Annotated in this window: 14 protein-coding genes and 1 pseudogene; 3 read left to right on the top strand and 12 right to left on the bottom strand. The window is 58.2% G+C overall.

All coding sequences use genetic code 11. The annotated features are described in order from the left end of the window. A pseudogene (locus B0G75_RS41100) lies at nucleotides 1-185 on the top strand (cation transporter); the annotation flags it as partial. A 150-nt stretch (nucleotides 186-335) separates the two neighbouring features. On the opposite strand, the gene B0G75_RS39350 reads toward B0G75_RS41100, so the two are convergent. The 10 genes from B0G75_RS39350 to B0G75_RS39295 form a co-directional block, all read right to left on the bottom strand. Then, nucleotides 336-614, bottom strand: coding sequence for a hypothetical protein (locus B0G75_RS39350; RefSeq protein ID WP_106314915.1), 279 nt, complete (start codon nucleotides 612-614; stop codon nucleotides 336-338). Between the two features lie 368 nt (nucleotides 615-982). Further along, entirely contained in the window at nucleotides 983-2524 is a 1542-nt protein-coding gene (locus B0G75_RS39345) for an IS3 family transposase (protein WP_106314914.1), read from the bottom strand. 119 nt (nucleotides 2525-2643) lie between these two features. Further along, a complete protein-coding gene (locus B0G75_RS39340) occupies nucleotides 2644-3933 on the bottom strand; it encodes a site-specific integrase (RefSeq protein WP_106314913.1) in 1290 nt (429 codons plus the stop codon). 872 nt (nucleotides 3934-4805) lie between these two features. Beyond that, complete coding sequence (locus B0G75_RS39330; RefSeq protein WP_146142606.1) at nucleotides 4806-5615, bottom strand: hypothetical protein; 810 nt, start codon at nucleotides 5613-5615, stop codon at nucleotides 4806-4808. 212 nt (nucleotides 5616-5827) lie between these two features. After that, entirely contained in the window at nucleotides 5828-6877 is a 1050-nt protein-coding gene (locus B0G75_RS39325) for a TOPRIM nucleotidyl transferase/hydrolase domain-containing protein (RefSeq protein ID WP_106314910.1), read from the bottom strand. A 626-nt stretch (nucleotides 6878-7503) separates the two neighbouring features. Beyond that, nucleotides 7504-9285, bottom strand: coding sequence for a hypothetical protein (locus B0G75_RS39315; RefSeq protein ID WP_106314908.1), 1782 nt, complete (start codon nucleotides 9283-9285; stop codon nucleotides 7504-7506). A 262-nt stretch (nucleotides 9286-9547) separates the two neighbouring features. Then, complete coding sequence (locus B0G75_RS39310) at nucleotides 9548-11488, bottom strand: SNF2-related protein (protein WP_374956962.1); 1941 nt, start codon at nucleotides 11486-11488, stop codon at nucleotides 9548-9550. A 164-nt stretch (nucleotides 11489-11652) separates the two neighbouring features. After that, on the bottom strand, nucleotides 11653-13569 hold the full coding sequence (locus B0G75_RS39305) for a hypothetical protein (protein WP_106314906.1): 1917 nt from the start codon (nucleotides 13567-13569) through the stop codon (nucleotides 11653-11655). After that, nucleotides 13569-14948 carry a hypothetical protein gene (locus tag B0G75_RS39300; RefSeq protein WP_146142605.1) on the bottom strand — a complete coding sequence of 460 codons (1380 nt, stop codon included), beginning with the start codon at nucleotides 14946-14948 and terminating at the stop codon, nucleotides 13569-13571. The genes B0G75_RS39305 and B0G75_RS39300 overlap by 1 nt, the downstream gene beginning before the upstream one ends. 189 nt (nucleotides 14949-15137) lie before the next feature. Beyond that, complete coding sequence (locus B0G75_RS39295; RefSeq protein WP_106314904.1) at nucleotides 15138-16085, bottom strand: hypothetical protein; 948 nt, start codon at nucleotides 16083-16085, stop codon at nucleotides 15138-15140. Between the two features lie 572 nt (nucleotides 16086-16657). Here B0G75_RS39295 and B0G75_RS39290 point away from each other — a divergent pair. Further along, nucleotides 16658-18469, top strand: coding sequence for an ATP-dependent endonuclease (locus B0G75_RS39290; protein WP_106314903.1), 1812 nt, complete (start codon nucleotides 16658-16660; stop codon nucleotides 18467-18469). Then, nucleotides 18466-19989, top strand: a complete 1524-nt coding sequence (locus tag B0G75_RS39285) for a UvrD-helicase domain-containing protein (RefSeq protein ID WP_106314902.1) — start codon at nucleotides 18466-18468, stop codon at nucleotides 19987-19989. Before B0G75_RS39290 ends, B0G75_RS39285 begins: the two co-directional genes overlap by 4 nt. Before the next feature lie 316 nt (nucleotides 19990-20305). Here B0G75_RS39285 and B0G75_RS39280 read toward each other — a convergent pair whose 3' ends face one another. Further along, nucleotides 20306-21421, bottom strand: a complete 1116-nt coding sequence (locus B0G75_RS39280; protein ID WP_106314901.1) for a DUF3800 domain-containing protein — start codon at nucleotides 21419-21421, stop codon at nucleotides 20306-20308. A gap of 138 nt (nucleotides 21422-21559) precedes the next feature. Continuing rightward, nucleotides 21560-23233, bottom strand: a 1674-nt coding sequence (locus tag B0G75_RS40985) for a hypothetical protein (protein WP_181309448.1), incomplete at its 5' end; no start/stop codon positions are given.

Raw genomic sequence — 23233 nt, 5'->3', positions numbered from 1 at the left:
ACCTCGGCGACAAGGTGGTTGACCTGCATGTATGGCGGGTGGGCCCCGGTCACATGAGCGCGGTGGTGTCAGTGGCAACAGATGAAACCCAGCGAGACTCTCGCTTCTATCATGCGGTGCTTGGGCGCTTCATGGGTTTGTCTCATGTCACCGTCGAGGTCCAACCGTTACAGACGGCCGCCTGACACAGGTGTTGACCAAGACCGTCAAAGGAAGCCACGCGGCCGCTTGCGGTGATGAATTGACGTCCGGATGTCCGAACTAGGGCGGTAGCGAACGACCCTTTGGCCGGAAAGCGACCGAACTCGAGAAACTCCTCCTCGGGCAGATCACATTCAGCCCCCGTCCCCACCACCGCGCGCGGGACGATCTTCGTCCCGCGGCCATCTCAGGGCGTTGCTTGCCATTCGACTTCGGTATGTATTGCCGCTGTCGAACAGACAACGCTTGGCACGCTCCATTGTGTAGGCGGCAATGATGCGGTCCTGCTGGTCACTGCCCACGCGCGCATACACCGCTTCGCCCAGCGTTTCAATGAAGTCGTCGCGGCTGCCGCCCATCAGGCAGTCCGCGCTGTTTTCGAGGTCGTCCCTGAACTGTTCTACATCGTCCATGCTGGCGCTCCCCGAAGTTGGTCCGGCGTGGCCAGATGGTACGGGCGATCGCCGGCCTGCGGGCAGTCGTGAAAGTACCTGTTCCAGGGCGACCCGTACATAGAGCGCCGTCTGGTGCGTCAAGTGTAAGCGCGATTTCTCGCACACGTAGTTTCTCGTAAGCCGAAAGCGCAGCATGTGTGTCCGCAACCAAATCAGTGGGCACACCCTCATGCAGGACAACCTGGACGATTTCCTGCCGCTGCGAGTAATAGGCGTCAACGCAGACGGCAAACGCAGATTCGATGAACGCGAGATGTTGATTTGCACGGAATCCTGACCCACGATTACTGCGTAGGGTGGGGGTGCGGCTAAATACTTGGACTGGTTTATGCTGCGATTCCCAGGCTCTCCCGGTATTCGAGCGGGCTGAGAGCGCCTAGCGAGACCTTGATCCGCTTCGCGTTATACCAGCGTATGTAGGAGTCAAGTACCTCAATGAATTGCTCGACGGTCGTAGTCCGCCAATCACGGGAATGGAACCACTCCGTTTTGAGCCGCCCGAAGAAGCCTTCGCAGGCCGCGTTATCGGGTGAGCATCCTTTGCGTGACATCGAGCGAACTAGTTTGGCATCACGTATGCGTGCGAGCCATCCAGGCCAGCGATAGTGCGCCCCGCGATCAGAGTGGACCACAGGCCGTTTATTACTGTTGGCTACCGTCTTGATGCCCTCATCAAGCATGGTATTTACAAGTTCGGCATCCGGTCGCGTGCCGATTGTCCAGCTCACCACCAGTCCATCGAAGCAGTCGATCAACGGAGACAGATACACCTTGCCGGCCGGGATCTGGAATTCGGTAATGTCGGTGAGCCACTTCTCGTTCGGGGCTCCTGCGCGGAAGTCACGATTGATGATGTTCTCCGGCGCAGGGCTTATTTCTCCGCCGTAGGAGCGGTAGCGACGTCGTCTTGCTGTGGCAGCGGTCAGCCCATCCTGCCTCATCAAACGTCGCACCACTTTCTCCGAGATAACGACCTTCTGCCTGCCCAGTGCAGCGCGTATCCGGCGATAGCCATAACACCGGTGATTGACTTCAAAGATGTCTGCGATGACTCGGCGAGCGCCAGCATACTTGTCGGCCACGAGCAGACGCGCACGATGATAGAAGTAGGAACTGCGAGCTAGCCCCAATACGGCTAAAAGCTCTGACAACGTGTAGGTGTTTTTCAGGGCATCAACCAGCATCGTCTTCTCCCGGTTGCTCAGGAGTTGCGGGACGATGCCCATTCCTTTTTTTATCAGTTCGTTCGCCTTCTTCAGGATGTCGTGCTCGAGCGGCAGTTGCCGGACGTCGCGTCGAAGCGATTCGACCTGCTGTTCCAGTTTCGCACGCTCACTGTCAGGCGCTGGCTTCTTCTGGCGTTTCATGGATGCTGGGGCTTCACGACCGAGTAGCTGGTTCTTCCAATTGTAAAGCGTCGGCCTGCTCACGCCTGCTTTCTGCGCAAGCAGGCGCGCGCTTTCCTCTCTGGTGCACAGTTCGATGACTGCCGCCTGCTTCACCGCCGGCGATTTCGGAATGCTGCCAGTTGCTCTGCCGACAATGCGTTTTCCGATTTCGGGATGCAGTTCTTCGATCCAGGCGGCGAGCGTCCCGCGACTGGGATATCCCAACGCCCTCAAGGTTGCAGCAGCACAACGGCCCTGGCCTAAGTAATGATCGACGGCCACCTTCTTCCGTTCGGCCGAATATACCGGCCTGGAACGAACATAGCCGGTCCGCAAATCATGACATCGCTCGTATTCGAGATGCCACGATTTCAGAGAATTCTTGGTCGGATAACCCAGCTGTCGGATGGTCGCCCCGACGCGCTTACCCAACTTCAAATAAAGCCGGACCGCTCGCATGCGGTCTTCGTACGAGTACATGAACTACCTCCAGGTAGTCCAAGTTTTCGTCCGCAGCTCCCTGTCTCGGGGTGGGTCAGATTTAGATGAAAACGGTGGGTTAAGACTCGGTGAAAATCAACAGTTCGAGCTCAAGCGATCTACTCACGAGTCTTGGCTGTCTGTGCCAGCACTAGGACGCTCGCCTTTGGATTCGTAGCAATCCAGCCGTCCAGCATATCTGCCCACGCCTGGAGCATCGCCCTCCTCTGCTCTGCATACTCCGCCTTGTTGTAGACCGCGCGCACGCCGCGCTGTTCGTGAGCGAGGCATTTCTCGATCCAGTCGGTGTTGAACCCTGCTTCGTGCAACAGCGTGCTGGCCGTCCGACGCAGATCATGTACTGTGAAAGGATCAAAATCTGTCCCGCCGTCGCGTATCAGCTTGACCGCGCTGTCAATAACGCGGTTCAGAGTCGCCATACTTATTGGGGAGGCCGTCTCATAGCGGCCAGGATGCACGTACGAACTCGCTCCGAAGCACGTCTTGAATGCGACCAGAATGTCCAGAGCCTGTTGGCTCAGATAGACAATGTGGGGGCGACCGGCCTTCATCCGTTCCTTCGGAATTGTCCAGACTGCGGCGTCGAAATCTATCTCACCCCACATCGCCAGAATGAACTCGGACTTGCGCACCAGCGTGAGCAGCATGAATCTGATAGCGAGGCGCAGCGTAGGCATCGTCGGCGTCTGTTCCAGTGCACTGAAAAACACATGGATTTCGGCAGGCGACAGTGTCCGATCTCGCGGCTTGAAGCTGGCGATCGCAGACGGGCGGATGGCCTCCGCAGGATTGTCTACCTTTAGTCCCCGCGCCTGCACGAAACGGTAAACCTGCAGAACGATGTCGCGCGACTGCACGGCAGGGGCCGCAGCGCCCCTCTCTTTGATCTTCTCACAGCGCGCCATCAATCGTGCGGGCGTGATTTCTTCCAACTTCAGCCGGCCAAATTCCGACGCGAGATTCCGCTCGTACACCGATTTGCGCATTGCTCGTGTGGAGTCGGCAAGAGTGGTCTCCACAAAGTATTTCTCCGCCCACTTACCAAACGTCAGCGCCTCGATCGCCTCGACCCTTTTCTCGACTTTCGCACGTGACGGGCTTTCGCCGCGTTGGATTGTGCCGTACGCATGGTCGCGTAGAAGCCGGGCTTCCGGGAGGCTAATAGCCATTCCAAATCCGAGTTCGTCTGGCTTGCGTGGCTTCCGCGCGGAAAGTGATGGATCGTACCGGCCGATAACCAGCGTTTCCCGGCGACCGTTCACCCGGTAGTCGTACCGGAGGCTCACCGCGCCTGACGGCGTCGCTGCCGCATATAGTCCACGCTGATCGGCAACCTTGTAAATCTTCTGAGCCGGCTTTAGCGCTCGCAACTGCATGTCTGTGAGCATAGGGACTCCTCGAACGTATACCGTCAACCGATACCGTCAGACTGATTTGACGGTATCGGACAAGGCCGTCCGAGGAAGAAATGTCGGGTACCGTCACCGATACCGACATTTCCGTCTGGCATCGCCCGGATCACAGCGGACCACACCGGACAATAACCCCATGTTTTTAAAAGGAAAAACATAGAAGACCGGACCTCCCGGAACGACTTGGGAGCAGTCTGAATTATTCCCACTCTATTGTCAATCAGGCGGCTGGAACCTTGTAGAAACCGCGTTTTCACCCGGTCGTCTAGCGACGATACCGCCATCGATACCGACATTCCAGTTCGGCACTTAACGGCTATTAGTGGGCCTCATTGGCGAATCGAGGCAACCGCTATATAGAATATCTCCGAAAACCGGGTATGGCACGACGATTTGCGCGAGTGATACCGTCATCGGTACCGTCAGCCCGTTCCCGCAAGGTCCAGGCAAATCCCGTCCGTGCCGCGATTACTGCTCCGAGCCGACTCCGAGGGAACCCGTTTCGAACTGCCGCCAGACTCATTGCCCCCTCGGCAATATTTTTAAAATTATCTAAGACTTTCTAGAAGAGAACATGTAATAAGTTGCTAAGTATCTCGACAGTGGATCGTCCTGAGCATGATCCTCCATGAATGCATCGATGGCGAAACCTGCCTTTGTCAATCCCCCTAAAAGTTGTTCGAGAGTATGGCCAAACTCGATGGGGTCGCGAGGATCGAATCTTTGCTTTCGCTGCTCCGCTGTGAGTGAATCCACGTCCGAATATGGAAGAGCGTATTTAACATTGAACATTCCCTTCGAATACGCTGGCCACTCAAACAAATATTGGATCGGGTTTACTAAGGCCCCTATAAAGCGACTACCTTTGGGAAGCAGACTTCCGACATCAGCCTTTTTACCTGTGCTGTTTCCCAGCCACGCATCTTCGGCCGGAAGCCCGCGTCCATCTCTTCCCCTACTCGGATCTCAACGTAGGCTTGATCGCGGGTCAATCTAAGCCGCGAATCATCTTTCCCCATATCGACGACATATCCGACCGCCTTAGCTCGCACGCAGATAGCATTGAGAAAGGCGAGACCTCGTTCGTAACTGCCGAGAGAGAGGCGTGCCACTGATCTTCGGTGCGTAGCGGCAAGCAGCTTCCCTGCATCGCAGAAAGATTCCCAGCTCCCGTATGAATCCAAGTGTGACGGATGCCTCTTACCCGGATGAGCTTGTTCCCACTCGTATTTACGTTTAAGAGTGTCCGCATTTGCCACGGCCTTCTTTATGCGGCCACGAAAAGCGTTCAGGGCTGCATGCCAGTGTGTCGGCGCCTTCGAGATCTTATCCGCCGCCACATCTGCCGGCGCTACAGACGTTTCTAACTCTTGCGACTGCGGCACTCCTGATGATTGGGAGGCACGTCTACGACGCATGTCATTTGTCATTTGTGACTGCTTCAGGGGCTGCAATGGCTGCCGCTGAATCGGAAGCCCCATCTGGACGCGAGTCCAATGACCCTGTGCCGGAACTGGAATCTGCAGTTTGTCGCACAGACGCCGGACTTCTGTGCCTGTGAGGCCGTACTTTGTTCCAACGTGCTTCATTGGCACAGTCCAGATTTCTTCGTACAACCGTTCTCGGTTGAGGTGCTCGGCAGTACCCTTCGCAGACATCGTGGCCGTCTCCTCGGCGAAGTCAATGTGCATTACGGAAAAACCCAAAAACCTAAACTTTGGCGCCGATCCTTGGTGTGCAGGTACCCGACAGCGCATCCTGTAGAGATTTACCTGTCGGCACGCCCACTGATTGCGAGAGCACCGTAAGCGTACCAGCAGATCTGCTCCGACTCTGGATGGGCTCCTTTCCGCGAAGAGCGACGAAAAGATCAGGCCCCTAGGATTGCGGCATAGAACTGCGCGAATTGATCGTCACACTGGCGAAGTGCATCGATGTCGAGCGCTTCGGCGGCCGTCCGAGAAAGCTCGATCCGGGATTTGCCACGGCGGCGCAGCGTCTCCAGGTCGAGGTCGAGCCAGGTTTCGATCGATGGGTTCGGGATTGCTGCAACCCAATCGCCAAATTCGAGACCGTTGCCGAGCATGGCGGCCGTACCCACCGGGTCGTTGTCGCCATCAACGACGATTAGGACCTTGGATTCCGAGTGGAAGGTGTTCCACATGGCATTGGCTACGCGTGGGATAGTGACCTTGCCCATGGCGGTCAGGATCTTGATGGACCGATGAGAACCCGCTGCAGAGAGGATGCGCTCGGCCAGCGTAGCGATCACAACTCGGTCCGAATCGCCCTCACATACGATGAGGAGGTCGGCCGTGGTCGGTTCGACTGGCTGAGTAGCGACCACGCCCCCGGTCGTCTGATCGAACCGCAGCAAATCGATTTCGACGGTGCGAGTTTTCTCGGCGGTGACGAGCTCGCCTTCTGTAGGGAAATAGATCGCGCCTTCTTCCGCTGCCTTGCGCAACTTGAGTTTCAGCACGCTCTTGAGGCCGCTGCCGCGGATAATAGCGGCATCCATGTCTCGTTGATCGAGAAGGATGATGTTTAGCGCCTTGCCGAGGATTAGCGCGTCGACTGCATCTTCCGCATAGCCGGACATAGAGACGAAAACACCGATCGTGCCGGCAAGCTTTCCATCGACCTTGCCCTTGAACTGGTAGAGCGTTGACGCCGGCAGGGGCTCGGCGTGCCATTTGGCTTCGAGAAGATAGATCTTGCCGTCGAGGTATATGGAGCCGTCTATCTGCTCGCCCGCTGGCCGATAGCCGGTGCGTGGCTCAAGGTCGTCGAGCAAAAAGAGTTTGTTCAATAGGCGCTCGAAAGCAAATCCCCGCCGCCGTTTCGCGTTTCCATCAGCATCGGCTGGTAGGCTTGCAAGCTCCTCGTATTCTTTCCGGATATCGTCCAAACTATTCATTTGACCACGTGGCTCATTCTATTGTCGGTAAATGGCATGGCTATCAGCGAATGATGCCAGCTTTCCTGCCCGTGACTGACTAGGGGCGGCTGCACCTGAGCGCCACCCACCAAACCGTGATGCCGAGCTTCTTCGCCATGCCGGCCAAGTTGTTGTTGATGCCGCTGCCGGGGAAGGTGGGCGCGCCCAGAGGGGCGATCGCCGGTATCTCGTAGTTCCGCTTGGCGAGGCGGCCCGGCCGTGCCTCCTCCGATCGGAGACGAGGACTAAGACCGTGTGCACGGCACTCACCCAACCGCGAATCTATTTCTCTCGACGAGGGTGGCGACCTCTGGCCCTCCCTCACCATGGTGACCTGCGAGCTCCCCTGCAGCCGCCCTTTCACCATTTTAGGCAGTTGCGCTCCAGTTCGCCCACCGCTGACGAGCCCTCCTGACTCGCGTCCAGTGAACCGAGTGGTAGACGGTGTAGGCATCCGGAAGCTCATGCTCCGGAAAATTCAGCTCCTCAATCTGGCGGCCAAAACCGCCTACGCGTTCGAGGGTTTTACATCCGTCAGGGAAAGTGCGCACCACCACTCGCCATCAACATCGAACCAAAACAACAGATCCGGAAAACACGCGCTGTTATACGACATGTATGCCTATGACGCGCTCGGCATCCAGCTTGAGCAGCACTCGTGTCGGCTTCTCTTGGCGCTTGAACAGATCGTCCGCCGATTCGAGATCCTGCTCGATTGCCGCCCTCGAAGACTTCACGCTGGCAGCGAGTTCCGAAGGCAATTGCAGGAGTTCGAATTTGCGCCGCGTTAGCGTCTCGCTCGAACTCGTCAAGGCCGACAACGTCTGAATCTTCTTGCGCATCATGACGTCGGCTTTAACGAGGTAAGGTCCCTCTTGCCGAAGTTCGTCAAGCGACCTCCTGATGTCGTCAATCCGGGCTTGCCTCTTATGCTCGTTCAGACCTGCACATGACGCCAACTGCAGATTCGCGGCTCGTACGCGAAGGCAGAGAAGCGCTTGTTCAAAGTGCATGGCAAGGCGTTTGTGATGATCGGCGATTGCCTTGGCAGCCCCTTCCGACCCAAAAGTATCGGGATCTTTCACATCGAGAATGGCTGCCGTTTGCGTTTCGAGGTCGGTGAAAAGATGGTTGCGAATCGACAGAAGCGTTGGCTCGTGGCCTTCGAGTTGCGCGAGATCGTGCGCCGTGCCCTCACCTTTCATGATCGCCGGTGCAATCTGCTCCAGGTAGTCCAGCATGCCAGTCAATTTGCTCAAGCGCTCGTTCTGCTGGAACTCCTCGATGCGCTTTACGGAGATCTTGATCTCGTTCAGTTCGCGCTTGATGTCCGCAAGATGCTTCTGCCCCAACGCGAACGACGCGACCTGCAAGAGTGCACCCGCATTGATGATGTTCGATAGCGTCGACGGATCCAGCAAGGTGCCGTTGCTCAACTTCCCGCCGATATTCGTGGTGAGGCGATACCCTTCGACGCCGTTTTTTGCCTTGAGTAGCGGCCCATTGATGACGACCTCCATGTATTTCGTCGATGCGACATGCTGGGCGGTGACCAGGTTCGGCACTATCTGAAATAAGGGACTCAGCCGGCTGATGCCCTCGTCCGCCGATCCTGCCTCATGCCAGTGTTCGACGTCGGGGTGCGAAATACGCGTCAGGGAAACGAGTGCTCCGCCGCCCTCCTCTTCAATCGTGAGCGCCGCGGAGCGTTCGACGTCGCGTAATGCGACGATCGAGGTGCTGCAATCCGACGTCGGCTCGATGATCGTGTCAAGCGTCTTGCGACGTAGGTACGCTACATGGAGAACGCACGGCGCCGTAATGCGGTAAGCCGGCTCCGTGACGGCAATCGAGCCCAGAGCAGCGACTGCGGTCAATGGATTAAACGCCAATATGCTGCGGGTAAGGCTCTTTTTGACATTCTCGTTGACGACGTTTTTAACTTTCGTCGCTTCACTGGCCGCCACGGTGCGCGCGTGCGCGATCGCGTGCTTGCGGCCGACTGCATCGAGCGTGTTCCAGTCCTGGGCGAAGAGCAGGCGGAGGAGCGCGTTCTCGTTTTCGACGATCGAGTTGTCCTTGTACGGGACACCGAGCCGCTTGCACACATCGACCACAACCTCTCCGTATTCCGGCCCTCCGCCGCGCAACTGATTTTTCACTGTGTTGCCACCGAAGGCGCGAATTTCATCGCCGATCGCGACGCTATACCTTGATGGGTGAGAAGGGAATCGCTTGTATTGGGCATCCGATGTGAGCGAGCTACTCCATGGTCCCTTCAACAGGTCGACAAGCGGTTCGAGGTCTTCGTCGGTACACACTTCGAGAAGCGCGTAGAGATTTCCCTTTTTTATTTCGCTCAAAAGCACCGGATCGATTGCAGGCATGGTCGCTACTGTCGTTGTGGAATGGCATTGGTCACATTCACCGGGGCGTCCCTCGTGGTTCCCCTATTGAATATCGACCCCCAAGGCGAAGACTTTAGATCAGAAAAAAACGCTACGCGGCTCCATACCTGTTATTGCGATCCCTCGAGTCCGTCGAGGACTCGCTACCGTCTACACAACTGTCCGTCCTGAATGCCGCCGGTCGACGCAACCGGTAGCACGTGGCGACGCCAATACTTCACTCCCAGCACCGGCACTCTCCTCAAGGCAACAGGTTCAACCCGCGCATCTTGTCACCCGCGTGCTCGAGAATCTCCGCTAACCCCGTCAGATCGTCATTGGCCTCCTCCACATCGACTTCCTCGCGCACGCCGCCCATAAGCAGATCGAACTGCGAAATCCGTTGTCGCATGATCGCGACAGCTTTCTCGTCTCGCGTCCCCATCAAGGCCGGATAAAGAACGCGAATCGGCTTCTCGACTTTGGACGCCCACGAATCGACCCGACGCAGGCGGCCGTTTCGCTGCACCGTCCGGACGGGGCTCGGATCCAGTTCGTGGTGAATCAGGTGGCGGCAAAACCGGTGCAAGTCGACGCCTTCGCTCAAGGTATCGGTGCTGACCAGAACGTCCGGCCCGAACGGACTGTTGAACACGGCCACCACCGTATCAGGCGCGTTCGTAAAGAACACTTCCGGATGGGATTGCCCAAACGCGCTGTCGCCTGGATCGCAGACAGCAGCCACCCGCGCCAGCGTCGCACCCGGCAGCCTCCGTGGATCGCTTCGCAACAAGATTGAGCGCGTCGAGGCCGACTCCCGGTCGATCAGTTGGCGGTACAACTGCTTTGCCTGCGCGGCGATCCGGTATCCAGCGTTCTTGTCGCGCGCGAGTCCGGTAATGAGTGATCGCTTCGAAACGAGTGCCGACGCTGCGGTCTCGCCTAGCCAGTGACCGACTTGGGCACGCACACCATCCGAACACAACCATTCAATAAAATTGTCGAGGCGAGTTTCGGCTGAGCGTCCTTTGACGGCTTCCGATTCCTGCTCGAAAACCCAATCCCAAGCGGTGCGCCAGACCTCCTGGACCTCTGCATGACCAGCAGCTCGTTCTGGCCAACGGATCGCATCCGCGAGTGCCGCAGTCAACTCCGCTGCCGGCAGATGATGGCGGCAGAAGATCAAGACCTTTTCGCCCTGAGCGACGAGCGACTTCGCCATTCGTACGGTGTCCGCGATCTTTGGATGCGTGTCGATGGTGCGTAGCGCCGCTTGCGCGCGGCGTCCATGATGGTGCGCCGCGAACGCCTCGGCATCGCCGCCGCGGCCGGCGACTTTGTGCGTCAGTACCTCGAGATCTTCCGCGAGCTTACCCGTCGAAACGTGATAGCGCGGGTCATTGCGCCGTACGTGCGGCCACGCCTTGCAACGTTGCCCCAGTTCGAGCGCACGGTCGGCCCGCAGCATCACCTCCAGAAGTTCTTCGGAGGCCTCGAGCAGTGTGGTCGCCTCGACGTCCTCGAGATCCGGGATTTCACCGAACGTTTTCCGCTCACCGGCTGCCAGATCCTTGATCCCATGCCGGATCACGAATGGCTTCATCTCCTTCACCGCGAGGCGCGCCGCCTCGCCAAGCTCGACCGCCAACTCGCGCGGCGTGCTTGCATGGCGTCCTCGCCACAGCTTCGTGAGTAGCTCCGCGTAATCCCGCATCGGTTTCACCGCATCATCACCACCAATGCGCTTGAGCAGTGTCGCTAGGTCGTTCGGATCGATGCTAAAGGGTGTCGCGGTAATGACGAGCAGCCGGCCGATCTGGTTTCTTGCGTCGCCGATAGCCTGGCCGAGTCTGGCATGTTCCGAGCGCGCCCTGTGCGCTTCATCGACGATCAGCAGATCGCACACCAGCCTCTCTGCCTTGTGATGCGTCGACACAGCGATCGTGCCGTCAGTCAGCCGCGCGATGTGGCTCCGCAGGCGGCTTTTTGCCGTATCCAGTTTCAGGGCGCGTGCATGCTCGGCAACGGCGTCGATATGCAACTCCAGCTCCTGGCGCCAGCGGCGCGCCATCACTTCGTTCGGCGCGAGAATGCGCACACTCTTGCCGTTTCCGGCGAAAACCAGTGCGCACAGCGTAGCGACAGTCGTCTTGCCAAGACCGGCATCATCGGCAAGCAGAATGCCCTCGGTACCGCCATTCATCCGGTCGAGAATCGCTTTTGCGGTGGTGAACTGGCGCTTGGTCGTCGGCAGCTTGAGCTGTTTCCATCCCGGATTCAGGGCTCGGTGCCTGTCGTGGCACTCGATATAGCGCTTCGCTTTCCTGCGGTCGAGAAATTGCCAACTACGTGCATTGATATCCAGACTCATTTATTCTGCCTGATTCTCAATTGAAGCTCGTCGGCCGCAATACGTGCGGCGACCCGTTCGCCGAGGTTCGGAGCTGACTCGCCCGCCCTGTTCCAGCGCTCGTAGAGCTGTCTGCCGTCGCTGACGATCTGCTTGCGCAAGTTCTCGTCGGCGGACTGAAGATGGTTCCACCAGTTGTCGATGCAGCGAAAGCGCCGGCGCGCATCGACGTAAGCGTCCACCGCATAGTCGCCTCCGGCAGCGCTTTTACGCTTGCCGTTGCCGTTGCCGGAGCCCTTGCGATCGCCTTCGTCCGGTGCGCGTGCGTAGCCGTATTTTTCTTCGAGCAGAATGTCAGCCGCTTCACGCAGCTTCGCTTCGTCATAGTCAGGACAAAGCAGGCGGCCATCGTCGCTCGTGCGGGTGTCGTGAATCGGGGTTGTACTCGATTCGCCTTTCGTGGTTGTCACCGTCACCGCGACAGGGGTATCTTCTTTGGCCTCAAGCCACTCAAGCGCAGCCCGGGACGGTACGCCGTTCGACCACTCAACCCTGTGACGACGGATACTTTTTGCACGCGCTACCGTGACGTCAATCCGGGCCACGAGCGGCCATTGCGCGCGGCATCCGATCTGAAGCGTCTTCCCGTTCCAATCTGCCGTGAGCCAGCCGATCTGCTGCTCAGCGTCGCGACTGTAATCGACCTCGCAGGTATGCCGCACAAATTCGCCTTGCCCCAGCCGGCCGCCAAAGGCATCGCGTACCGGAAACGCGACGCCGAGTTCGAAGTTGCCGATCTCGAGCTTACCGTCCTGATTCCACCGGCCCCAGGCCGACTCGCTGAAATTTGCCGACGTCACGAGCAGGCGACGCTGATTGCCCTCGCGAAGCTCATAGAGCTTCGCGTGACTCCAGCGCCGGTCCTCCTGTTTATGTTCGGCGCCTAGCGGACTCTGCTTGACGCCATCGGGCGCGGCGATCTCACGCCATTGCATTCCAGCGTCCGTGAGCGCACGCTCGCTGGAGGGATCCAGTTGCCAGTTGTCGGCCCAAGGATGCTCGCACCCGATCCATGCCGAAGTGACATCATGTGGTTCTACGGCTGCCGTCTCGCACCATTGCTCGAATGCGCCGCAGTCCCAACTTCCGAACGTTGGCGTTAGCACCGTCAATTGTCGCGGCTGCTTGCCCGACCAGAGATTCGCAAGTCCCGAAATGCCCCACGCGCTGTCCCGCGTGCGCAGCGTCGCAGGGGAATGCTTGCCCGCTACGCTTGCGACAAACTCGACGCCCTCCGGACACGCCGCCCGGCGCAGCAGCTCACGCCAATCAGCGATCCGTGCACTATCCACGCCTGATGCCCGGCCGAGTTCAGCGAGAAAGTTCGGCAGGCAACTCCATCCCTTCTCCCGCGCATTCGATCCGGTGGAGGCCAACGGCACAACGCAGCGCCATCCGCTCTGGATCTGGTTACTCAATCCAGGTCGCGTGAGATTCGCAGACGAGATGACGATTTCGAGCGTCTGCGGCGCGCCCGCTTCGGTCGCTTCGTAGTGGAACATCCAGAGCTTCGCGTGCTGGGCCGCTGCGCCAGTCGCACCCACCTGAAAGCGCGCGATGTAATTCCAGATCCAGCCTTCGGCACAGGCAGGCGAGTTGCCGCCCGACGACACGATTGCAATGCGCCCTTTGATACCTCGCAGTGCCGCCTCAAGCTCGGCGACGTAGCGTAGCCGGTCGTCTGTCTCGCTGACGTAGCTGTTTTCAAGGCCGAGCCAATGCGACAGATAATGCTCGATCAATACGGACGGATCCGGTGGATCGTAGGTAGTGAGCAACGCGCCGAGCAGTCGGCCAGTGTCGCTTCGACCGATCCCGGTAAGCGGTTTCCATTGTTGCGCCAGAAGCTTCCGTTTCGTACTGGACGTCGCCATTACATCGCTCCGTCCAGGTCGAACGCATCCGCAAGCAGTGCGTCCGGAATGCGCTTGATGACGCCGCACTGCACGCCCAGACGGCTCAGTGCTTCGATCCTCACGCGATAGTTGCTCGCCTCGCCGCCACGCGACGGCGCAAGCAGCTTCAATTCGTTTCCGCTGAACGTGAGCCAGCGAAGGCCACCGCCATAGGTCGCATGATGCCGTTCAAGCGCCTCCAACCTGCGCCTGCGATCGGTGCCGGCTGCGACGATACCGCCCGCCAACACATCGACAACGGAGAACGAGTTGGCCGAGGTCCCTTCTTTCTTCCAGCGTTTTGCGGCGCGCCCGAGTTCGTCCAACGCATGAACCACGTCACGGTGAGTGAGTACGTCATCAATTGATGTCGTGCCCGTTCCACCGCCGCTCGCATCGCGCTTTCCAGCCACACTCCAGCACGCATTCATCGCACCAATTCCCGCGTCAGCAAGCTCGGAGAATGCGGACCAGTATTGGAGGCGTTCGGTCGAGGGTTCGCCAGCAAGGCGGCGTGCGATGTCAGCGTAGAGTGCGGGCCGCGTTGTCGCCGAGGAAGTCGCGGCGGCCTCAAGTACTCTCCGGCGTCGCCGGCCGTCTTCATCGCCGGCCGCCGATGAAAACAGCGACTGTGCCAGTACCCTAGACTCGTCCTCAGGAAGACGCCGCGGATCGGTCAACACCGTCGGCAGACACGTAGGCATACCACGGCCGCGATGCCACTCAAACCGTTCGAGCCAATGTTCTTCCGGCTGCGAACGACGCCTGCTGCCGATGCTCTGCACCGGCTTCATCCGAACACTGCCATGCACGATCTCCGCGAGCGCCTTGCCGTGGCTGTCGAGCCGCCAGCCATCCGCTCCCATCGTAAGCCCCGGAAGCGAGCGCAGCGCCACTCGATACGCGCCGTACACGCCGGTAAAACGGTAGCGTGCGTACGAGTCGGGGAGCATGCTAAAGCGCACCTCCGTAGCGCCGCCTTCGACCCATCGCCGGACGGCCTGCACGCCCGGCAGTTGCCGACGCTCGGCCGCCAGGTCGGGGGCCGCCTTGAACGTGCGCGCAATCCATAGCAGCTCTAGCGGGCGAATCCACGTGTAGAGACTTCTCGCCGCGTCGCGCGATGCGACCGTGCCATCGTCGGCGTCAGCACCGAACTTGCGCCACGCCGGGTGCGCGTGCTCCAGCGCCCAGCACATGATCGACAGCCAGCGCGCGTCCATGGTGCGATTCGACAACCCCGGCGCCAGCAACTCGGCAATACCCTCAGCGACGTGACGCATCCCGAGCGGATCGCCGCGTCGCACCGCGAAATCCTCTAAAGGAGCGGTGTAGAACCATTCTGTTATTGTGCCCAACGATATCCCCGGTTTTAGCCCGGCTTATCCAGCGGTGGCTTGCGTTGCATCGACGAATTACTGAAGAAATCCTAGCACACGGCAATGTGGGAACAACCGGCCTGCAAGCTCGGGCTGCCCCGTTACATCGAACGACGATTAACAGTCTGGACCGAGACCTAGCAAAACTCGTCGCGATGCCGATCGAACCTAGAGAATCTCTTTCACTAACCAAACAATAACCATAAAGCATATGCTTATCGCGAACAGGGAAGCCACGAAGAAAACGACAACTCCATTGGCATTGGTGCGTGGCGTCCCCATACCTCTTACCACCGAGAGGAGGAATGTCTTGGAGAGCTGGGCTGCCTGGAACAGTCCGCTAGCAACGATCATGAACAAGAGCGTGCTTTGCGTTGCGATTGCACAATACAGAATAACTGATTGCGGCATAAAGTACATCGAAAACCAGCCACGCGATGTCGCATATATAGTCGTCTCTAGATGAAACAAATCAATCGATGATCCAATATAGTCAAACGGGGTATATGGCACCACGGGCATTGGATCGTGTGGCGCCGCTTGTATATAGAGCCTCACCATATCCTCAACCCTGAACATAAAAACAATAACGGTAAAGATGAAAAAACATACCACCAGATTAATAAGGTATGAAATCACAAATCCCGCGGAGAAAAGTCCACTTTCATTAAGTCGTCGAAGTGAAAATTTCGTTAACTGAATTGCGATCACATCCGTGACTATGCATGCCAGTATCCCTTGCCCATAGAAATCCGAAAGTGCCAGACTAACTGCAATGGGCAGCGGACCCAGCTTATGCTCCGGATTCTGCAACAAGTAAATCCATGCGATCCACGTTGCAAAAAACACGATCGACATAACGACCGTATAGACAGGAATGGACAATAGCTGTCTACGCGATAAGTAGCGCGAGCCGAAGAAGCTCTCAAAGATATTAGACCATGTGTTTATCGCGAACTGTATTTTTTTCTGACCGAAATCCTTCGCTTGCAATCCTTTAATAGTTTTTAGCCGCTCCTCCTTGTTAGAGAGACCAATTCCAACGAATATACCAGCACCACCGGCCAAAAGACTGAGGGGAACAGACACAACGGCAATAAAATCAGTCAGCGTCATATTGATATTAGATGAAAAACAATTGACTCCGCTATCGGCTTCGAACCGTATCATTGTATCGGCAGGTCCGCTGGTGCACCGCCTGGTGCATCGCGACAAGAGGCATGCACATCACTGCTTTCCGCAAGCTCGCCGTGCCAGATGTGCATAGCCCTTTGCTTGCGAAACGAAGAAACTTCTCAAGGCCTGCGGTGATGTTGGTCGCCGCGCAATCCTAAGCACGGGGAACGAGCGGAGTCGATTGATGGTCATTCGGTACGCGAACTCCAAAGCAGGACGTTGCACTTCCACCCAGAGACCGCCAGCCATATCAAATATGCGTATCGCATAGGCATTGTCCGGACGCCGCCGCACTTCGCTCCATTAGATGCGCTTAAACGGTAGCGGAGGTCCTCATCTTGTCTGCCACTCCTGATCCACACGATATCCAGACGACACCGGGCAGCCTAAACCAACTGGAAACTCGCGAATCCGGGCACGGCTCTAGCCCAGGCAAGGTGCCCACGCCACGTCCTTTTCCCCGATACTATAGCCTGGTTGAATGGCGCAGAAACGCCGAATCGGGGATTCGAATGGCAGCAGAGATCAAGCGTCTTCACATCGAACGTTTCCGCGGAATTCGGGAACTAACCTGGCACCCCCAACCGGGTCTGAACCTGTTGCTAGGGGGAGGCAACGTCGGCAAGTCGACGATCCTCGAGGCGATCGGTCTTCTCCTCAGTCCGACTACGAGCTACACACTCTCGGACTCGGACTACCTTGGCCGTCTTGTCGAAGACGAATTTCTCATCGAAGCGGTCATGAGCCTTCCGGGACATGTGAATCGCCAAGGCAACATGGCATGGCCATGGGAATGGGATGGTCAGGACGCTGTACTTGCGTTCGCGGCAGAGCCGGACAATGCGGCGCCAGCACATGCTCCTCGGCCCGCTAGGCCTGCGGTCTACAAGGTTCGCGTTCGTGGCACCGGCGATCTGGAACTCGTGTACGAAATCGTGCAGCCCGACGAGAGCGTCACGGTATTCTCCGTTGCATTGCGCCGCCAAATCGGACTCGTGCGATTGCTCGGCGATGACCAAAGCGATCGCGACCTGCGGCTGATTGTTGGATCCGGTCTCGACAGGCTGATCAATGACCGTGGTTTGCGCGCCCGGCTTGGGCGGGAATTTGCTGCTAACTCCGTTGATCAGCATCTCGAAGACGAGCCGCGTACTCGCTTACAGCAGCTCGATCAGAACTTCGTTGAGCGCCAACTTCCCAACCGTCTCGGACTGGCTTTCACGGGCGGCGCAGGTCAATCTATTAATGCACTCATTGGCCTGACCGCTGTTAAAAACGACGTCGTGTTGCCCCTTGCAACCTGGGGTTCCGGCACCCGTCGTTTGGCTGCGTTGGCCATCGCAGATTCCCTGCAGGATGGCCACCCGATCACCCTCGTGGACGAACTCGAGCGCGGGCTTGAGCCCTATCGCCAGCGTCAGCTCGTTCGCCATATTGCGGGCGCACATGGCCAGACTTTCGTCACCACGCACAGCGCCTCTGTCGTCACCACGGCAACTGACGCGTCAATCTGGTATGTCGACACCGGTGCAAGGGTTGGCGCACTTGCCCGAGAGAAAGTGTCCCGCCACCTGGCCCGAGATCCGGAGGCGTTTTTGGCGCGGCTGACACTCGTCGCTGAAGGCGCAACCGAGGTTGGGTTCCTGCGAGAGATTTTCGATCGCGAACTACTCGGATGGAAGGACCGCGGCGTGCATATTGCAGACGGCGGCGGCAATGACGACACCCTGATGCTGCTGGAAGCGCTCTCGGCCGGCGGCGTGAAGTTTGCCGGTTTTGTCGACAACGAAAACAGACACGCGGGTCGATGGCGTGCCGTGGCAGACCGCGTCGGCGCGCTTCTGTTCCAGTGGAACGCTGGCAACATGGAAGAGAATGTGATCCCACTGTTCGCAGCCGACCAGGTTCAAATGCTTATTGCTGATCCAGAAGGCGAAAAAACCGGACTGCGTTTGCGGACGCTTGCCGATAGGCTGGACACAGCCGACGCATCGTTCGAGGCGCTGAGCGCGCTCGCGTTAGCGCACCGCGGCGAGAACATCGACCACCCGGCTCACCCCCTAATCCCCTGGATCGTGGAAGCGGCAACCGGTAAGGTACCCGATGTACTGCGCGACGCGCCGGCCGCGCAGCGCAATCCCTTCAAGGGACATGCGACAGCGTGGTTCAAGAGCGTTGAAGGCGGTCGAGAGCTGGCCGAAAAGGTTTACCGCTCGGGTGTCTGGGACACACAACTGAACGCCTTGCTGCGCCCGTTCGTCGACGCGGTTATCCGCACACAGGCCGATCCGGTTCCGGCCGCCGCCCCGAGGCAAGCTCAGTGAGCGACGCCTCTGTCGCTGAAGCGCTACGCTCGGAGGTACAGCGTGTCGTCGTTGAGGCGCCTGCAGGAACAGGCAAGACACATCAGGCCGCCAGCTATGCCCGGGATGCGGCAACTGCCCTAGGTAAAGGCCAGCGGGTACTGATATTGGCGCATACACATTCCGCTTGTGACGTCTTCTCATCGAGAACGACCGACCTGGCGGGACGGCTGAGAATCGGGACCATCGACTCACTCGTGGCAACGATCGCCCAGATCTACCACCGGGCCCTTGACCTACCGGCTGATATTCACGCGTGGTCAATCGATCGTGGGCAGGAATGTTACGCCGACCTGGCCAAAAGAGTACGGCGCCTGATCGTCCGTTCACCGGGTATCGCCGGCGCGGTCGCAGAGCGACACCCCATCATCATCTGTGACGAGCATCAGGATGCCAGCAGCGATCAGCACACGATCGTCACCTTGCTTGCGCAGGCAGGCGCGAAAGTGCGCTTCTTTGGCGACCCCATGCAGACGATTTTCAGTACGGGACGGGAACGCGAAGCACATGAGCTGCAATGGCGCGAGCTCGTGGCAAGCTCCAACGTCTTCGAGCGACTGGACACAGCACACCGCTGGGCTAACGGCTGTCCTGAACTGGGCGCCTGGGTGCTCGAACAGCGGGAGCATCTACGCGCCGGCGGCAGCGTCGATCTGCGGAACAGGTTACCCAGAGGTCTACGCCTATTGCGAGCTGACAATCGCGCACCGCGCTTTGGCGGCTTCCAGCTAAGTCCAGCGGAACGTCGTCCGCTCGACATCGTGGTCCGGGACAGTCCGAACCTGCTGGTGTTGACCGCTCACAATCAAACTGTCTTCAGTCTCAACGCATTCTGGGGCGCTCGCATCCCGATCTGGGAGGGATATACAAGGAATGCCTTAGGCAATCTCCTTGCTGCCTGCCGCATCCGGTCCGGCGATCCGGTCGCTCTCGGCAGGGCAATGTGTACCTTCCTCGAGGCTGTCGGAAAAGGCTTCTCGCCGACAGCCTTTGGCAATCGCCTTACTCAGGAACTGGAGACCAATTGCGCCAGGCCGTGCCGCGGCAAACCGGCTGAGATTCAGTCGATCGCACGGTTAATCTTGCAGGAGCCTGGTCATATCGGCGTCGGAGAAGCAATCGATCGCATCCATCACCTGATGGATACGAGCCAGAACTTCAGCGACGCTCGAGTCAATCTACGTAAGGAGTTTGCGCAAGCACGACGAATCCGGGCACACCTTGACATCAGCGCCGTGCTTTCCGAACTTTCGTATCAGCGCGACAAGGAAAACGACCGGGTACCATCTCAGTCGATCAGCACGATTCACAAGTCCAAAGGGCTTGAATGCGATCGAGCAATTTTGATCCCGTGCGATGCCAGCAGTCTCGCTCCTAATCAGAAAAACCGATGCCTTCTGTACGTGGCTCTTAGCCGGTCTTGCGAGCAACTCACGCTTGTGGTTCCTGAAGCCAATCCATCCCCGCTCCTCCAGCTATAGTCCCATCACACTCAGGAATTGCTCTTTTCCGAGGCTGGCGCCGAACTCCAACCAAGCACGCCAATGATCCAGACGAAACCACCTTCAAAGTCGATCAGGAGCGGCATATGCAGACGGTCATGCGAGCGCTGTCGGTGGACACATGGCCCAACGTCGAGCGTACCGAAGCGATGCAGCGCATGTTCGCGGGAAAGCGCGAACACTCTCAGATAACGCTAAAACATTAGCATTCCAGTCACGGCGGCTGTAGCTGGTCAAGCGTCGACACCCTTCGATGCACGTGCCACCGAACAGTCTCTCGAATCCGTTCCGCGAATCATTCTTCGTCGCTCGATTCGGCTCGCGTAACGTGCAGTACATTGCGCGTCGGGACGACCTGATTGAGACCTCTGCCTGTATCCGCATCCGTCGCAAGCAACAATGCCGCGACACCACGAGCCAGAGCGGTAGCCTGTGCTTCGTCGCCCTTTTGATGCGCCCGAAAAAAACGCATCACCGCTCCTGCCAGAACGTCTGCGGTCTGGATACCGGAAGACTCGTGCGACGCTCCGAACTCAAGGCTTCCTACTTCTTCGAATCGAAAGTCTGCGTGCGGTGTGATCGGTAATTCGCCAAGTTTGCGGAGTTCCTCGGAAAGACGCTTCCCTTCTCGGAGAATGTCCTCGATCTCAAGCTGTACGTCGTGAACAATACGCACATCCCCGACCCGGCCTTGCCGGTATCTGTTGATCCGCGCGTAGATGTGCGTGAACGAAGTGAGGTTCGGAAGCATCCACACGAGCTTCCCCCGCTTGTTTCGGTCAGGCGGAGGAAGAAAGCGCATGAACGCGTCCGGAACCCCCTCTAACAGGGTCTCAAAGTCATCAAGCGACTCGGCGCTCATCTTGGCTAGAAATTCACCAATCGCAATCCCATGGTGTGCGGCAGCACGCCCGAAGTCAATTTGCGATTGAAAGGAATGACGCAATGACTCGCTACCGGGTTCCAGACAAGACCGAACGAAGCGATCGAACAGTTCGTCGGGAGCCCGCGCGTAAAGAAAGTCCGCTAGATGATTGCGGAACATGTTGAGCTCGATAGAGTCCTCGAGCCCCGAAGATGGCGGGACCACCTGTGTGCTTACAATGTTCATGCACAGGAAATACTTCTTGTCTACCAGCTCCGCAAACACCGGCATGCCGGATCCACATGCCCACTCGAGTAAATCACAGACAAACTCTGGCTTGTTCAACAGGGACTTGGCCTTCATTTCCCCCGCGGCAATCCTGTGCTTGTCGCGCAGCTCAAGAATCTTCGCTGCGAGTGTTACCTCATGCTCTACGCCGACCGCGGCCAGTACGAAGAACGGCTGGTCCTTGAAATCGTAGGCATCGCCGCTTTTCACCGCGTCGCCGCTGTGGCCACTCTCGTCAATATAAAAGGTAATCGGCATAGCCCGCTACGCTTATTGGCTCGGATGGAAAACACGTTACGTTGCTCAGACCGTCCCGCAGAGTGCTGTAGATTCCACAATCACGACGAGAAAGCAAGCCGGAGAACGACCGACAATGAAGCAAGGTCGTCACAGCAATCAAACATTCCTACCCGGATTCTCCGCTCCATCGAGGCGCCGGAGAGCCGCTAGGGCATGACGTGCGAAACGGTGCGCTCGGCTCCGCGCGCGAAGTCTCTCCAGGTCACTCCGGTCGCCGTATCTCCCCACTACGTCGAAAGCAAACGATACGCCTCGCTCGTGATCCGGAACCTGATGATAAAACTCCGCGAGAGCCCCGTCGTCAATGAACCGTCGGGCAACGGCCAGGCATTCATCCGTATAGACAGCCACCAGATCCATTGGCGGATAAGATTCCACGCCGTCCCGACAATACGGCCGCTCGTGCAGCGCCCTCTGTATCTCGCTGATGCATCCCACAACGAGTTGCGGCCGCAACTCACCAAGCCGTCGCCAGGCGTGCCGCACCGCGGCCTCGCCGGCATCCCGGCCGGACTCGGCTAAATAGATGAGAGACCGGATTTCGACCAGGCAACGCTCCTCAACAGTTGCAGCCTCAACCGGTTCAAGTTCACCGTGGTGTCGACCCAGGACGCGCGTCGCAGCCGCGAATGCGCCCCATTCCTCCTGCGGGAATGGATTTATCCGGCTGGGCAAGCCCGTCAACGGCTGAAGGAGTGCAACGTCCATGGGATCGCCGAGAGACGCCAGCTGTTCAACGAGCCAGTTCAGGTTCATCGAACGCCTGACACTCGGAGCTTGAATTGCCAGGCGATACAAACGTCGCCGCATCGCTTCATCAAGATCGTCAATCTCCTCGGCGTAGATGAAGTCGTACGGATGGTCGAACATCTTCGCACACAGAGCGAGTGCCCGGTCGCCATCGACACTACGCCCGTCATCCACAAGCGCGGCCGCGATCTCGGCCCTGATTTCTGCGCGCGACTCTTCCGCACCTTCATCCAGCGCACCAAGGATCTTCAGGGCATCGACGATGCTTGAACTGATGGCCCAGTTCCCGGGACTCACTTCGATCGCACCGATAGACTCAACGAGGCGATCCTTGATCTCCTGGGATGCCAAGCGCGCATAACCAACCGAATCCAGCATGACCAGTTGGACGTGATACGGTTCCCACCGAAACCGCTCGCGAAAGAGATAGATCAGATGCTCGGCAAGGCACTCGTCCTCGCGATCGAAGAAATGACGTCGGCCTTGCAAAAAGAAGTGGAGTTGGCCAGAGGTGAGTTCCTCAAGTCTCGGCTGGTACGCGATTTCTTCTTTAGAGATCGGATCAAAACCGCGCTGGGTCGATCCGGCCACTTGGCCAAATCCGATTGATTCACCGAAGCCATAGTAGACCAGAGAAAAACTTTGACTCCGGAGCGGGTACTTTTCCTGACGAGCGAACTCGATCCACCGCCGGCGCTCGCTTGCCAGCCGGTTGTCCATTTCAGCGCAAAGCCGAAAAAAAATTTCGATTCCGGGACCAAGAACCGCCCGTCGACCAATGGCCGTAAGCCGAGCCCTTTCCGCACTGGTCCAGTCTCGTCGACACCCTGCCTCCCATCCGATCTGAACGATTTCTTCGTCTTTCCAGAGCCTGAGGCAGGCACCGCCGATCTCGGCGACACAGGCTTCCGTCGTCTCATTCAGAGTAAGCGGTGTTTTCTCCACACTACGGAAGAAGCATGAGGAGCGGCGCTCTTCTAGAACGGCATATCGTCGAAACGCGGCGTGGCTAATGACCGT

The organism is Paraburkholderia sp. BL18I3N2, assembly GCF_003001875.1.
In the GTDB taxonomy this organism is placed as follows: domain Bacteria; phylum Pseudomonadota; class Gammaproteobacteria; order Burkholderiales; family Burkholderiaceae; genus Paraburkholderia; species Paraburkholderia phytofirmans.
Note: the sequence above shows the minus strand (reverse complement) of the source record. Positions and strands in the feature narration are given on the sequence as shown.

Coding starts and splice junctions, on each gene's coding strand:
- B0G75_RS39350 (WP_106314915.1), bottom strand. CDS start 614: ATGGACGATGTAGAACAGTTCAGGGACGACCTCGAAAACAGCGCGGAC.
- B0G75_RS39345 (WP_106314914.1), bottom strand. CDS start 2,524: ATGTACTCGTACGAAGACCGCATGCGAGCGGTCCGGCTTTATTTGAAG.
- B0G75_RS39340 (WP_106314913.1), bottom strand. CDS start 3,933: ATGCTCACAGACATGCAGTTGCGAGCGCTAAAGCCGGCTCAGAAGATT.
- B0G75_RS39330 (WP_146142606.1), bottom strand. CDS start 5,615: ATGTCTGCGAAGGGTACTGCCGAGCACCTCAACCGAGAACGGTTGTAC.
- B0G75_RS39325 (WP_106314910.1), bottom strand. CDS start 6,877: ATGAATAGTTTGGACGATATCCGGAAAGAATACGAGGAGCTTGCAAGC.
- B0G75_RS39315 (WP_106314908.1), bottom strand. CDS start 9,285: ATGCCTGCAATCGATCCGGTGCTTTTGAGCGAAATAAAAAAGGGAAAT.
- B0G75_RS39310 (WP_374956962.1), bottom strand. CDS start 11,488: ATGAATGGCGGTACCGAGGGCATTCTGCTTGCCGATGATGCCGGTCTT.
- B0G75_RS39305 (WP_106314906.1), bottom strand. CDS start 13,569: ATGGCGACGTCCAGTACGAAACGGAAGCTTCTGGCGCAACAATGGAAA.
- B0G75_RS39295 (WP_106314904.1), bottom strand. CDS start 16,085: ATGACGCTGACTGATTTTATTGCCGTTGTGTCTGTTCCCCTCAGTCTT.
- B0G75_RS39290 (WP_106314903.1), top strand. CDS start 16,658: ATGGCAGCAGAGATCAAGCGTCTTCACATCGAACGTTTCCGCGGAATT.
- B0G75_RS39280 (WP_106314901.1), bottom strand. CDS start 21,421: ATGCCGATTACCTTTTATATTGACGAGAGTGGCCACAGCGGCGACGCG.